General features: G+C 36.6%; 11 protein-coding genes. 5 read left to right on the top strand and 6 right to left on the bottom strand.

Going from position 1 to position 14,785, the window contains the following annotated elements; all coding sequences use genetic code 11:
• Positions 1 to 1,164 precede the first annotated feature (1,164 nt).
• The 3 genes from RINTHH_RS01135 (at position 1,165) to RINTHH_RS01145 (ending at position 3,933) form a co-directional block, all read left to right on the top strand.
• Positions 1,165 to 2,046: a 4-hydroxybenzoate solanesyltransferase gene (locus tag RINTHH_RS01135; protein WP_044304333.1), complete on the top strand. Its 882-nt coding sequence runs from the start codon at positions 1,165 to 1,167 to the stop codon at positions 2,044 to 2,046.
• A 1,046-nt stretch (positions 2,047 to 3,092) separates the two neighbouring features.
• The gene (locus tag RINTHH_RS01140; RefSeq protein WP_008231827.1) at positions 3,093 to 3,563 is read left to right on the top strand and encodes a J domain-containing protein; all 471 of its coding nucleotides are present in this window, start codon (positions 3,093 to 3,095) and stop codon (positions 3,561 to 3,563) included.
• Between the two features lie 97 nt (positions 3,564 to 3,660).
• A complete protein-coding gene (locus RINTHH_RS01145) occupies positions 3,661 to 3,933 on the top strand; it encodes a DUF3143 domain-containing protein (protein WP_008230609.1) in 273 nt (90 codons plus the stop codon).
• A 63-nt stretch (positions 3,934 to 3,996) separates the two neighbouring features.
• Here the strand turns inward: RINTHH_RS01145 and uppS are convergent, their stop codons facing one another.
• From uppS to lysA, 3 genes are all read right to left on the bottom strand, one after another.
• Positions 3,997 to 4,749, bottom strand: a complete 753-nt coding sequence (gene uppS, locus RINTHH_RS01150) for a polyprenyl diphosphate synthase (protein WP_008230602.1) — start codon at positions 4,747 to 4,749, stop codon at positions 3,997 to 3,999.
• On the bottom strand, positions 4,746 to 5,669 hold the full coding sequence (gene cdaA / locus RINTHH_RS01155; protein WP_008231830.1) for a diadenylate cyclase CdaA: 924 nt from the start codon (positions 5,667 to 5,669) through the stop codon (positions 4,746 to 4,748). The genes uppS and cdaA overlap by 4 nt, the downstream gene beginning before the upstream one ends.
• 92 nt (positions 5,670 to 5,761) lie before the next feature.
• On the bottom strand, positions 5,762 to 7,159 hold the full coding sequence (gene lysA / locus RINTHH_RS01160) for a diaminopimelate decarboxylase (protein ID WP_008231831.1): 1,398 nt from the start codon (positions 7,157 to 7,159) through the stop codon (positions 5,762 to 5,764).
• A 280-nt stretch (positions 7,160 to 7,439) separates the two neighbouring features.
• On the opposite strand from lysA, the gene rimI reads away from it, so the two are divergent.
• Positions 7,440 to 7,973 (top strand): ribosomal protein S18-alanine N-acetyltransferase, encoded by a 534-nt coding sequence (gene rimI, locus RINTHH_RS01165; protein WP_044304334.1) that lies wholly within the window; start codon positions 7,440 to 7,442, stop codon positions 7,971 to 7,973.
• 477 nt (positions 7,974 to 8,450) lie between these two features.
• Complete coding sequence (locus RINTHH_RS01170; protein WP_008231833.1) at positions 8,451 to 10,919, top strand: ATP-dependent Clp protease ATP-binding subunit; 2,469 nt, start codon at positions 8,451 to 8,453, stop codon at positions 10,917 to 10,919.
• A gap of 855 nt (positions 10,920 to 11,774) precedes the next feature.
• Here the strand turns inward: RINTHH_RS01170 and RINTHH_RS01175 are convergent.
• The 3 genes from RINTHH_RS01175 to RINTHH_RS01185 all read right to left on the bottom strand — a co-directional run bounded on the left by RINTHH_RS01175 (position 11,775) and on the right by RINTHH_RS01185 (position 14,756).
• Complete coding sequence (locus RINTHH_RS01175; protein WP_008226212.1) at positions 11,775 to 12,068, bottom strand: RNA recognition motif domain-containing protein; 294 nt, start codon at positions 12,066 to 12,068, stop codon at positions 11,775 to 11,777.
• Positions 12,069 to 12,792: 724 nt separating this feature from the next.
• Entirely contained in the window at positions 12,793 to 13,866 is a 1,074-nt protein-coding gene (gene hrcA / locus RINTHH_RS01180) for a heat-inducible transcriptional repressor HrcA (protein ID WP_008226215.1), read from the bottom strand.
• 542 nt (positions 13,867 to 14,408) lie between these two features.
• Positions 14,409 to 14,756, bottom strand: a complete 348-nt coding sequence (locus RINTHH_RS01185) for a rhodanese-like domain-containing protein (RefSeq protein ID WP_008231835.1) — start codon at positions 14,754 to 14,756, stop codon at positions 14,409 to 14,411.
• Positions 14,757 to 14,785 lie beyond the last annotated feature (29 nt).

A 14,785-nucleotide genomic window follows, 5' to 3' on the forward strand; every position in this document is an offset into this window, starting at 1 on the left:
TATAAAGTTTGGTAATTTCTAATCCATTTTTGTAGACTAGAGTAAGTAGTAATATATACTTCTTTTGCTATTGGGTAGTAATATCAGTTAAGTTGATAAAAACTCTTCAATTTACTAGACATGAGAATCAAATAATCAATAAAATCCCCAATTGGATTTCAATAGAGTATATTTACTAGATTATAGAAGTTCCACTACAGCAAAAACATTCTCATTCTCAAAAAACACACAGTACATTGATTGACTTAAATCCCAATCTCTGTTACCTAATGGCTTGTCTAATTCACGGCCTTTAGAATTTTTGTCAAAGTAGGGAGTTCGATGATTAATGATGTTGTTATTGAAGTCCAAGAAAATCCATATTCATTTCAACTGGGAATACAATCAAGTATACTTTCTATCATGCTATTACATTTACTGGACTTTCCATGATGGGTTTTTCCAGGTTCTGTCTAAAACTAACACCCTTTTAGTCTACTCCACTACTGTCAAAGATCTGCAAATATATATTCCACTTTTTTTCTAGAAAGCCTCTATGTTTGTGTGAGTCATTGAGGGTATTCAATTAAGGTTTTTAATCCCCAGCAACTACCACTTAATCAAACCTCTCAAAGCACCCAACAGATTTTCATACTACTGCTTAATTTTTGTTTTGGTAATTTGTTTATTAACCAATATACATTCTGGAGTTCCATATTTTTTACTTATCCATTAATAAAATAAGCTTAGGTGTGGACTATATCTAATAGAATTTATGTCAAATGCAAAAAATGATTTGTCCTTGAGACCATTTAATCTGGTTGTATACCCTACTCTATAAATGGGTTGAGATGCTTATAAAACAACTGTTTTTCATAGACAGAAGTGAATTTTAATAATAAAATAGATTTTTATTTTAAATCGTATCTTTGCCGATACTGGTTATCCTTAGCTAAATAATTACTTAGTTTTTATTATTTTCAAATATGGCAACTTAACTTTCTATCATTAGATAAACAAATTTGACTCTCTGCTTAGACTACTAGAGGATTAGTTTTATTCTTTCTATCTTCAGTAATGGAGTATAAGATTTGGAGTTTTAATTTTATAAATAGAAAATGGCAATATTCTTATGGATATGAGAACTCGCTAATTGACTTTCCTGGAAATCATCATCTTTTCATTATGTTGAATAACTCTAATGGCAGTAAACAACCTATATGGTTGTCAATTATTCGGCTTTTAAGGTGGGATAAACCAGAAGGAAGGATTATTTTAATGATCCCTGCCCTTTGGGCTTTATTTCTAGCTGCATCAGGCAAACCTCCCTTACCTTTAGTTGTAACAATTATCCTTGGTAGCCTTACCACTAGTGCTGCTGGATGTGTAGTTAATGATTTATGGGACCGGGATATAGACCTAAGAGTCGAAAGGACTCGTAATAGACCTTTAGCTTCACGCAATCTTTCAGTAAAGGTTGGCATTGTAGTTGCAATAGTTGCAATAGCTTGTGCTGCAGTACTTACATTATATCTCAACCTATTTACCTTCTGGTTATGTGTTGCTGCAGTACCAGTAATTTTGCTTTATCCAGGAGCAAAGAGGGTATTCCCTATACCTCAGTTGTTACTTTCGATTGCTTGGGGTTTTGCTGTACTCATTAGCTGGAGTGCTATCACTCAAACTTTACCTTTACCTGCTTGGTTACTATGGGGTGCGACAGTTCTTTGGACATTGGGATTTGATACAATTTATGCTATGAGTGATCGTGAAGATGATAGACGCATTGGCATTCATTCCAGCGCACTCTTTTTTGGCAGACATGTTGCTACTGCCGTTGGCATTTTATTTACTGGAACCGTTATTTTATTATCTATTTTGGGAATCTTTACCCATCTTAAATGGACTTTTTGGATCAGCTTAACAATAAGTTTATTAGGATGGACTTGGCAGGTTATTACCCTCAAGCAATTCAAACTACCCAAACATACCTATAGCCAAATGTTCCGACAAAATGTTTGGATTGGCTTGATATTACTTGGGGGTATGATTTATGGTAATTCTTAATACTAAATAGATAACTAGATTAATGCTGAAATGCTCGTTTTATATGGGGGGAAATTACAGCTAATTTGTATATTCACTATGAACTTATCCTTAAGTTTAGTTGTCCAATCAAACTAATCTGGTTAGTTTACTAGAGTTATGTATAAAATACTCGAATGTTCTTAGAATAATATGTTATAGCATAATCAGTATTAAAGACTATGAAGCTATGTAAATAAACTCATTGTACAAATCCTGATAATTGGTTTATGATTCAAGGGTCTTTGATGAGAGAGTAACTTGTTGACGAAAGTCATTAGTCTACTTATGCCATTTATACTTTCTTAAGGCAGTTGTAATAGACTCATGGCAAGTATTCCCTAGTTCTAGGTAAAACCTAGAACTGCTAATGACCCTATCGGTATTATGTCTGCCAACTAGAGGAGAGTAAAAGCAATTTATTCACCCCTTTTTATCAAAGCAAACAGTATCTTACGACTCAATTACTAATTTATGTTTGATTGCCATGGAAAAACAACTTGCAGACCATCACAAACTAACCGAGTATGACTGCTTGTGTGACCTATTAATAAATGTGAATATCAAATCCAAGGTTTACCCATAATCACCTCAATATTATATAGGTCATTTTTAAGTTATAACAATTTTAGCCTAAAAACATTCGCAAGTACGGAACCCCTAAATGCTAGTAATAAAAATCTGTTAGTTACGATCCTGATAGCTATGGAGATATCAATTGAGAAACTTAACTTGGAAATCACCAATTTGGCCAAACAATTATGTATGGGTGTTTGTGATTATTTAGTAGTGACTTTGACTTTTATCAAAAATTAAGTATTTAAGAGGGTTTAGTTAGCAAATCAATTTCTAAGTATTGAGATTAAAATTTAGGTATAAAGGTTACAAAGTGAATAATTGTGAAACTGGGCATTTAGAAATACCGTTCTTCACACAGCCTTATTTTAAAAATCACCGGCACATTCAAAATATATAAACTAGTTGATCAGGAAAAAATTAACACAGGCGTGAATAAAAACAGGGTAGTAATGCACACCAGCAAACCAACTTACTACAACCTTTTGGGATTAGAGCCCTCAGCATCTATGCTCGAAATACGTTGTGCTTACAAGAGATTAAGCAAATGCTATCATCCAGACACAACAGTCCTACCTATCAGCGATGCTACTGTCAAATTCCAGCATTTGAATGAAGCCTATACCACCTTGATGAATCTGGAGGATCGGTATGCTTACGATCTACAAATAGGTTATTCCAAGCGAGGAGTAATTGAGTCTCCTGTCAGCTATCATTCATCCGTTTTTTCTGGTTATTACTCGATCAAATCACGTTGTTCTGATCCCAGCTATCGTTCTCTTTCATCTGGGGAAATTTTCGCCCTATTTATTTTATCATTGACATTTCTTGGTTGTTTAATGTTGGTTCTTGTAATTGGTATTATCCATAGTGATTTGATGTTGTCTGCCGAATTCGCGCCATTGAGCCTTAACATACAGTAATTAAGGATATTGCTAGTTTAGCTACTACATATTCATTGAGTAGCAGGAATTTCTGTCCAGGATAATTAAATCCCTAAAATCCAAAACTTCAAATCAAATGACTTTGCCTTCTCCAGATACGCCTTTATATAGTCATCCTTTACCTGAAATTGAACAATGGTTAAGGTTGCAAGGATGTACCCAAGACGAAAAACAACTACATTATTGGTATTTAAACAAAGACTCTTGGGAAGCTGAAATCTACTTAGATACAGATCAAATAGTTGTTGTTTATATTGAGGCAGGTAATGAAGGACAAGACATTCAACGGGCTTTTAAATATTCACTGACTCGCCAAGATATAGAGAAAGCAATTTTCTTTGGACCTTAGATAAAATTAATTATATAAGGAGAAGAAATGTTTATCTTCAACTCCTAACTATTTACTTTTTTATTAAAGAACTTTTCCAAACCGACGTTCCCTCTGTTGGTAGGTACATAAGGCACGGTAAAATTCACTTCGATCAAAATCAGGCCATAAGGTGTTAGTAATATAAATCTCAGAATAAGCCATTTGCCAAAGAAGGAAATTTGATAAGCGTACTTCTCCGCTAGTACGGATTAACAAGTCTGGATCGCAAGTTCCAGCTGTATATAAATGGCGTTCAAATATAGTTTCATCAATTTCGTGGGCTTTTAGTGAACCTTGTTCTACTTTTTCGGCAATCATACGACAAGCTTGGACGATTTCCTGTCTTCCGCCATAATTAGTTGCTACAGTAAACTGGATACTGTGATTATTTTTCGTCTTTTCCATGGAATGGGAAATTTCTTCTTGCAAAGTCCTAGGCAGGGCATTTAAATTGCCTACAAATTTGATTTGTACATTTTCCTGAATCATTTCCCTTAATTCTTGGCGCAAAACCCCTTGAAATAGGTTCATTAAAAATTCTACTTCTTCCCTTGATCTACCCCAATTTTCTGTGGAAAAAGCATAGGCTGTTAAAGCCTCAATCCCCCAGTCTTTACAACAATGGAGTAAATCTTTTAATGTGTCTACTCCCCTTTTATGACCCATAATTCGGGGTAGTCCTTGACGTTGTGCCCATCGACCATTGCCGTCCATAATCACTGCGACGTGTTTTGGCAGTAATTCTTCCCTTAAATCAGATGGTAAATATTGTAATTGCGTTTGTTGTACTGTCATTTTTTATCTTGCGGAGCAGTCGATGGTAAACCTAGTAAACGTGATAAAAATGCTAGAACCTGACTACGAATTTGACGACCTAAACTGAACAAACCAGGTGCTACAGCTTCCCGATCAACAGTAGGAGCAAAGCGAGCTTCTAAAGACTCTTTTAGTTTCGTAATTGTCAGTGGTCTGTTTAGATTTCCCCTTTCTGCTAGAGAAATAGAGCCTGTTTCTTCTGATACAACTACGCAAATGCAATTCTCGACTCGCTCTGTAATTCCCATAGCAGCTCGGTGGCGTGTACCTAGTTGGCGTGAAGCAGTACGTCCTGAAAGCGGTAAAATTATACCTGATGCTGCTATACGTGATCCACGTATTAATGTTGCTCCATCATGTAATAGGGTTTTTGGTTGAAAAATTGTTTGGATTAACTCCTTAGAAACCTCAGCATTTAATTTTACTCCGGGTACGGAAAAATCTCTCTCATCTACCATACCTGAGGTTTCGAGAATCAATAAAGCCCCAATACGATTTTTGGAAAGTTCCTTAACTGCGTCCACAATTTCGTCAATCACATTATCGTACTTAGGAACTACCAGGCGAGATGGTTGAAATAACTGTCGAAATTCACCTCGCCCCAATTGTTCTAAAAACCTACGAAATTCTGACTGAAAAGCCACTGCCATGGCAACAGCAGAACCAACTACTAATTTATCAAGAACAAACTTGAGTAAATTGAGTTTCCATTGTCCGCTGAGTGCGGAGGCTAAAATTAAAAGAATGAATCCTTGTACCATCCACAATGTGCGGCGCTCATTGATCACAATTAACATCATGTAGGTGAGCGCCATTACCAATAAAATATCCAGAGCTTTCAGCAGCAAGGACTGCGACCCCATCAAGGTTATCAGCCATTGCTTCCACCAATTCCCCATGATATCTGGATTTACGCTTTTGCCTTTATTACTTTGGTTATAAGTTAGTAGAGTTATTGGTTATTAGCAACTGCTAATAACCAATAACTCTACTAACTTCTGAGTCTTTCTGGTAAGCAGTCTTTTTGAATCAAGTCTTGCAGGGTTTCCCTTTGTAAAATTAGGTTTGCCTCGCTATTTGCCACTATAATTGCTGCCGGTCGAGGCACACGATTGTAGTTGGATGCCATACTGTAATTATACGCACCAGTTCCCATGATTACTAAAATATCTCCTGGTTCTACCTGGGGTAAGTGTGCATGTTTAATCACTATATCCCCAGATTCACAATGTTTACCAGCAATGGTCACTGTTTCTGTAACAGGTGCTGACATACGATTGGCTACAACTGACGTATACAGAGATTGGTAAGTAATGGTACGGGGATTATCAGACATTCCCCCATCTATGGCTAGGTAGGTCCTGATACCTGGCACTATCTTATAAGAACCAATTGTATAAGCTGTTACGCAAGCTGTAGCAATTAGTGATCTTCCTGGTTCACATAATAACTTAGGTAAGGGTAAATTTGATGCCTTACAAGCTTTTTGTACTACTTCACAAATTGCCTTACTCCACTCTTCAATGCTTGGGGGATCATCTGATTCAGTATATTTAATTCCCAAGCCACCACCAACATTGAGTTGGTTAATTGATAAACCATTTTCCCTGGCTTTATTTAGCCACTGCGTCATTACCCCTGCTAAGTCCCTATGAGGTTGACATTCAAAGATTTGAGATCCAATATGAGCATGCAAGCCCACACAGTTAAGTACTTTCTGCTGTATGATTAGTCTGAATAGTTCGTCTAAATCGTTTGGATTAAAACCAAATTTGCTGTCTAGGTTTCCTGTCCGAATATATTCATGAGTATGACATTCAATACCTGGTGCAAGTCTTAGCATAATTGGTATGCCACTAAGAAGTCTTTCTTTCGCTAAATTTATCAGGGTATTTAATTCATGCCAGTTATCAACAACAATGTTACAGCCAACTTCTAAAGCAAAAACCAACTCTGTCAGGGATTTGTTATTACCATGAAAATAAATTAGGGTTGGTTTAACCCCTGCTGTAATTGCAGTATGCAGCTCCCCAGCAGATACTACATCGATTCCTAAGCCTTCAGATGCTGCAATCATGCAAACAGCTAAACAACTCCATGCCTTAGAAGCATACAGTACTTGAGATTCACCTTGATAATAATGTTGGAAGGTATCTCGGTAACGACTACAAGAATTTCTTAAGGTGGTTTCATCCAAAATGTATAAAGGCGAACCAAATTGTTTCACAAGGGTTATCACATCACAACCACCAATTTCTAAGAAATCTTGATTAATGACTTTAGCTGTTAAGGGTAACAGCTGCTGATTAGGAGAAATCTGTGGATCATTGGTTATTGGTAAATACTTAGTACCAGAATGTTTGTTCCCAGAAGTATGAGTTGAGACCATAGCTATAATTAAATAATGTTTGTCTTTATGGAAGTGAGGTGAATATTGGGAAAAACCAGGAGGTAAGACATTCTGATGGAGAAGTTTCCTATTATACAGAATGTATGACCAGTAGCGAGAACAGAAGATTAGGAAATAAAAGGTACGAAAGAGACAGGAGTTAGAATTTGTTTTCCCCTGTTTATTACACTCTCTATTATTTACCTGTGCTTATTCTGTTTTCCCTGACAGATGATTCCTATTCCCAGTTTACAAATGGGTTGTGTTCGAGCCAACAAGTGTGAATACATTTAATCTCAAATTAAAACTACTGACAACAAAAAATCTTTATGAGATAGTGGCTTTAGATAAAATTTGCTTTGGGGGACTTTGGAGTTGGGAAACTTACCAAAAAGAGTTAGATAGCTCCAATTGCAAACTGCTGGGTATTTTTTCTAATAGTTATTCAGAATATTTGTTAGCAATGGGTTGTTTCTGGGCAATTCTAGAAGAGGCACATATTACAATACTGGCTGTTAACCCTCAATATCAACGTCAAGGCTTGGGACAAACACTATTATATTTTTTACTCAAGGTTGCGGTTGATTACGGTTTAGAAAGAGCCACACTGGAAGTGAGAATTTCTAACCTGGCAGCAATTTCCTTATATCAAAAGTTTGGTTTCAAAATAGCAGGTAGACGGTCTAAATACTATGAAGATGGTGAGGATGCATTGATCTTATGGTTGAGTGACATCCATCAACCTGAATTTAAAAATAATTTAAATAAGTGGCATGGGAGGATTTGCAAGTGTGTTAACACTTTGGGGGATTGAGGGGAAATATTCAGATAATTTAAAACTTACTTTCTCTTTACATATCCTAGCCAATTGGAAGAATCAATATGACATATGACAAATTACACAGGAAATTATTTTCCTGATATTATTCAATCATGATGTAAAAACAAATTTTTTTACATTATTTTAGTTTGTTTAAAGATAACATAATTATTATTTATTTTTAAACAATATTGACGAAGTAATATGTTCTATGTTAGTTTCTCTCGTGGAATTTGACTTCACCTCTGGGAAGCTAAATGTCTAGTCATATATGGCTTTAAACCACATGCTAAAAAAAAATAATCTTATGTATTCATTGTACTGATGCATTGATAGTATAAATAGATTCTAAAATATTCTAAGTAGCCTTTCCAATTGTGAGGGGTATCCGCCTATTTGTAAAGGCATTGCTCCAGTTAGGCTGTGCTAAAATCAGCGTACCGGCACGACGCAGGTGATGGGATAAATGCCATGTTTGAACGCTTCACAGAAAAAGCCATTAAGGTAATCATGTTAGCCCAGGAAGAAGCACGCCGCCTGGGCCACAACTTCGTTGGTACTGAACAGATCCTCCTGGGTCTTATTGGAGAAGGTACTGGCGTGGCGGCTAAGGTTCTTAAATCTATGGGTGTCAATCTCAAAGATGCTCGGATTGAAGTTGAAAAGATAATAGGTCGGGGTTCAGGTTTTGTGGCTGTGGAAATTCCATTTACGCCACGGGCAAAGCGAGTCCTGGAACTATCTTTGGAAGAAGCACGCCAGCTTGGGCACAATTACATTGGTACTGAGCATTTGCTTTTAGGTCTGATCCGAGAAGGTGAAGGTGTAGCAGCCAGGGTTTTAGAAAACTTGGGTGTAGATCTATCTAAGGTAAGAACCCAAGTAATTCGGATGTTAGGAGAAACAGCGGAGGTTACTACAGGCGGCTCTTCTCGCGGGAATAAAACTCCAACATTAGATGAATTTGGTTCAAATCTAACCCAGCTGGCGCTTGATGGTAAACTTGACCCAGTAGTGGGGCGTGCCAAAGAAATTGAAAGGGTGATTCAGATTCTTGGTCGCCGTACCAAAAATAATCCTGTTCTCATTGGGGAACCAGGTGTTGGAAAAACAGCGATTGCAGAAGGTTTAGCACAAAGGATTTCTAATAAGGATGTCCCCGACATATTAGAGGAAAAACGTGTAGTAACTCTGGATATTGGTTTATTAGTTGCAGGAACCAAATATAGGGGAGAATTTGAGGAACGCTTGAAGAAAATCATGGATGAGATACGTCAAGCGGGAAATGTAATTTTAGTGATTGATGAAGTTCATACCTTAATTGGTGCAGGTGCTGCAGAAGGTGCTATTGATGCAGCAAATATTCTAAAGCCTGCTTTAGCTAGGGGTGAATTGCAATGTATTGGTGCCACTACCCTAGATGAGTACCGCAAGCATATTGAACGGGATGCTGCCCTAGAACGTCGTTTCCAACCAGTAATGGTAGGGGAACCATCCGTAGATGAAACCATAGAAATTTTATATGGTTTGCGCGAACGCTATGAGCAACACCATAAATTAAAAATCTCTGATGAGTCTCTAGTGTCAGCTGCAAAGTTATCAGATCGTTATATTAGTGATCGTTATTTACCAGATAAAGCAATTGACTTGATTGATGAAGCAGGTTCTCGCGTCCGTTTAATTAATTCACAACTACCACCCGCAGCTAAGGAATTGGATAAGGAGCTGCGTCAAATTCTTAAGGATAAGGACGATGCAGTTCGTTCCCAGGACTTTGACAGAGCTGGGGAGTTACGTGATCGAGAAATGGAAATTAAAACCGAAATTAAGGCGATTGCTCAAAGTAAATCTAATACTGCTAAAACTGATGGTGATGAACCAATAGTGACAGAGGAAGATATCGCTCACATAGTTGCTTCCTGGACTGGTGTACCTGTGAATAAACTCACGGAATCAGAGTCAGAAAAACTTTTGCATATGGAGGATACTTTGCATCAACGGCTTATTGGGCAAGAGGACGCGGTTAGGTCTGTTTCTCGTGCTATTCGCCGTGCTCGTGTTGGTTTGAAGAATCCTAATCGACCTATTGCTAGCTTTGTATTTTCTGGCCCAACAGGAGTCGGTAAAACTGAGTTAACCAAGGCTTTAGCCTCCTATTTTTTCGGTTCAGAAGAAGCAATGATTCGCCTGGACATGTCAGAATATATGGAGCGTCATACTGTATCCAAATTAATTGGTTCTCCTCCTGGTTATGTAGGCTACAATGAGGGTGGTCAATTAACAGAAGCTGTGCGTCGTCGTCCTTACACAGTAGTACTCTTCGACGAAATTGAAAAGGCACATCCAGATGTGTTTAACATGCTGTTGCAAATCTTGGAAGATGGGAGATTAACAGATGCCAAAGGTCGCACTGTTGATTTTAAGAACACATTATTAATTTTGACCTCTAATATAGGTTCTAAGGTAATTGAAAAAGGTGGGGGTGGTATTGGTTTCGATTTTTCTGAAGACCAAAGCGACTCCCAATACAACCGTATCAAGTCGTTGGTAAATGAAGAGCTGAAGAACTACTTTCGTCCTGAATTTCTCAACCGCTTGGATGAAATTATTGTTTTCCGCCAGCTGAATAAGCAGGAGGTAACTCAAATTGCCGATATTATGCTCAAAGAAGTATTTGGTCGTCTCACTGAGAAAGGTATCAGTTTAGAAGTCAGTACTCGTTTTAAGGAGCGTTTATTGCAAGAAGGTTATAATCCTAGTTATGGGGCTAGACCATTACGTAGGGCAATTATGCGGTTGCTAGAAGACAGCTTGGCAGAAGAGATTCTTTCTGGCAGGATTAAAGATGGTGATACAGCCATTGCTGATGTTGACAATGATGGCAATATTACTGTCAGCAGAGGTCTGGAAAAAGAACTTCTAACTCCAGGAGTTGAATAGTGATATTGTAATTTCCATCCACCGCGGATGTTATCATAGTCGCTAAACTAATAAAAAAATAAATAGGTGGCAGGATTTTGTATACCCTGCCACCTATTATTTTTTTGTAGGAGGATGAGTATATTACCTTAAGCCTGAATTAGTTTTGGAATTAAGGAAATTAAAAATGAAATACTTTGAGATAGAATTAGACTTTTAGTATGGAGAAAACCAATTGGCTAAGAATTTACAATTGATTTTGCTACTTTAATTTTTGAAAAATAGGATTTGCATTCTATTAATAAAATGCGATCTTGGCTATTTTATATTTGATTTTACAAACTAAATATACCTGCTTGATTATCTTCTCTTTTAAAACTCAAGTATTCTATATAGTTATCAAACCAAAAATTAGGTAATTTTATAAAAATCTTCTATTATATTTTTGCTGGTTAATATACCCTACAAAGGCTAGTAACTATCTGAATTAATTATTTTACAGTTATACTCTAGTATAATTTTTTGGATTCTTAGATTGTTTTCTCTCCTATGCTAGACAAGCCCTCCTGATTATTATGTAATTACTCAAATTTATAATTATAATTAATAGTGTTTATAAGCTTAGCCCATTTAATGATAGGAGACTACAATGAATGGGAAAGATGAGGAACATGAAAAATATTAGAGTGAAGCCACTAACTTTTCATAAGAACCTCATCAACGCGGGTATTTTAGCAGGAATTACAGCCAGAGAAAGATAGCTTCAGTACTAAACTAATACTGAAGCTATCTAGTAATAAAAATACTGTAGTAAGCATCTAAGCTTCTAAATTAATAGATCTAAATTTAGAAGCTGTCACTAGTGAAATTGAAAACTTAGTAACGATTATTTCTGCGACCACCACCACCAAAAGAACGTCTATTATCTTCCCTGGGTTTTGCTTTATTTACTTTCAAATCACGACCCATCCATTCTGCACCATCTAGTGCTTCAATGGCTGCAGTCTCTTCATCTTCACTACTCATTTCGACAAATGCAAATCCTCGCATACGCCCTGTCTCACGATCAGTTGGAACCTGAACTCTTTTCACAGAACCATATTCTGCAAAAACAGAGTTTAGATCCTCTTCTGTAACTTCGTAAGAAAGATTACCTATATAAATGGACATGTATTTTCTCCAAAATCATGGGTTTGTAGAGATGTAGATTTCGGAGATAGTCTGTGGAATACCAAAAGGAGAAATACCCATCAATACTGAAAACAAACGCAGTCGCCGAATTAACTCTCGAGTCTTATTATTACACAATAATTAATTATTGGGATAAAACTTAGAAAAATTATAATTAATTAGTTATTAGTATTGGAATGGAAGAAAATTAAATATTATCTTTATATTATCTTGATTCTATTGAAGTAATAGAATCAAGATAGTATTTGTTCTGTGATAGCAAAAAGAGACAAACTTAATATTGGCAAGGATAACCACACTGAAGAAAGGGCGGTAAATACCTTGAATTTTCTGCTTGCATTATGTTTGGTCGGCTGTAACTCTAAACATAGTTGATGTATACAAATTTCTTTTGGGATATCAACTAATAGTTCAGTATCTTCACAACACTCATATTTTACTTTTTAAATATGAGTGTTGTGATTTGTCGTAAGTGCCATTCCAGCTGTACGCTAATACTTTTAATAGGGATTTTAGGGAATCTATTTGGACTTAGACTGATTGCCATAATCCCATGATTAAGGAAAATACAAGTAAGTATATAGGGGTGGGATAGTATTCACTGACTATAATGACTTAAGACAAATGACTTGATGAATTTATCTACTAAGTTCGAATTTATAACAAATCAGAATTCTGATCCCACAATTTCAATATCTCAATTTTATGCAATACAAGCTTCGGAAAGGTAATCTGCTGCTGCAGAAACGACTGCGATCGCACTTTCATAATCTAGACGTGTAGGACCAAGTACTCCCACGCTACCAGACATACAACCGTTATGGTAGGTTGAAGAAATCAAAGAACAAGAACGAATAGGTTCCAATGGATTCTCTGCACCAATACGTACTGTTACCTTTGATTTTTTAGCATCTTCAAGATCTGGTTCTTCACAGATTAATCGCCATAGCTGTTCTTGCTCCAACTCCAACATCCTCATGATGGTTTGGACTTGTTGAATTTCCGAAAACTCTGGTTGACAGAGGACTTGTGAAACACCACTGATCATAATTTGCGTTGTATGATGGGAAGATTTGATTTTTGTCAATTCCATCATGGTTTCGGTCAAAAAATAACTATAACGTTGGAACTCTTCATCAAGTTGACTCCAGTCTAACGTGGACAGTGCAGTCAAGTTTTGACCCCGTAATTGATTATTGAGGAAGTTAGAAACTATTTGTAATTCATTAATTATCTCTAAATCATCCTCTGCTTCTAAGGTTATAGGTACCTTGACTTGTACAGAATTAGTCTCATAATCATCTGTTACCACAATTAACATAACCCTTCCAGCCCCCACTTGTACTAACTGCAAATGTCTTAATGTGTCAGTACTGCTTTGAGGAATAGTAATTAGGCTAATACAACCACTAAGAGTAGCGAGGATTGTTGCTGCTCGCTGTAATAGTAAGGATTCCAAGGCCTGATACTTTTGGGCGAAACTCTCTTGCAGCAATTTTCCCGCCTTTTTTATGAGAGTTGCTGATGGCTTGATTAGTCGATCCACATAAATTCGATACCCAGAGTCAGAGGGAACTCTCCCAGAAGATGTATGGGGTTGATATAATAGTCCAGACTCCTCTAGAACACCCATGATACTCCTAATTGTAGCTGAACTCATGCCCAACTTATATTCATCAACAAGGGCTTTGGAACCAACTGGTTCTGCTGTGGCAATATAGTGACGTACTGTTGCCCAAAGTATATGTTGTTGTCGGTCTGTTAATTGTACTTGCATAGGGCATATATGACTGAAGCCAAATTTTATTAATAGGGATTAATAAAATTAATTAATAAACACAAAAGTTATTAATTCAAAGTAAACTAGGGATAATATTTATTATGGGTTAATTATTTTATTTCATGAAAATAAATCCAACAAAGTTCACATTGATTATGGAGCTCTTTGCATAGGGGCCATCTATAGTCTGAAGGGAATATAAGTACCATGTAAATATAAACTAACTCGCTATTATTAGCAGTAACTATACAGAAAACCTTGCTTCAGATTTTGATGGCATAAGAAGTCATTCAGCGCTGACTACACCTGGACAAATCCTAACACCTTCATATTCTGTCAATATGGTACCCTTATTCTCTACTTCTGTGCAATAGTAGCCAGGCATGTTTTGAATGTATTAGGCCTGCATTTATATCTAGTGTCATTACTCTCTTGGGAATAGGAATTTAGTCAACTTATTGTTTCTACTTGTACAGGGAATATTTTCACAAACCTAAAAATATCACTGTATTTCAAGTTACGATTTATAATTGAATCTTCTAATACTGGGGGATTGAATTATCTATAAGACTAGAGTAAGCATGGATACCCCCAGCGATGTTTTTTACATTGGTAAAACCTTGGGAAACTAGCCACTGGCACATCTGCGCAGAACGTATGCCATGGTGACATAGTACAAGGGTTTCCATATGGGGATCTAATCTGGAAAGTACTTCTTCTGACCATTGGGCAACTTTGCTTAGTGGGATATTTATAAAGCCATCAATCCTAGCAATAGCAATTTCTTGGGGTTCTCGTACATCTAAGAGTTGGATATTATGCCTTCCTGTATATAATAGACATTGGGCCAGTTCTTCCACAGTAGTTTCGGCAATAGGTTGATTCATAATTTTAGTATCTACTACTTAAACAGCTC

It is taken from the genome of Richelia intracellularis HH01 (assembly GCF_000350105.1).
GTDB lineage: Bacteria > Cyanobacteriota > Cyanobacteriia > Cyanobacteriales > Nostocaceae > Richelia > Richelia intracellularis.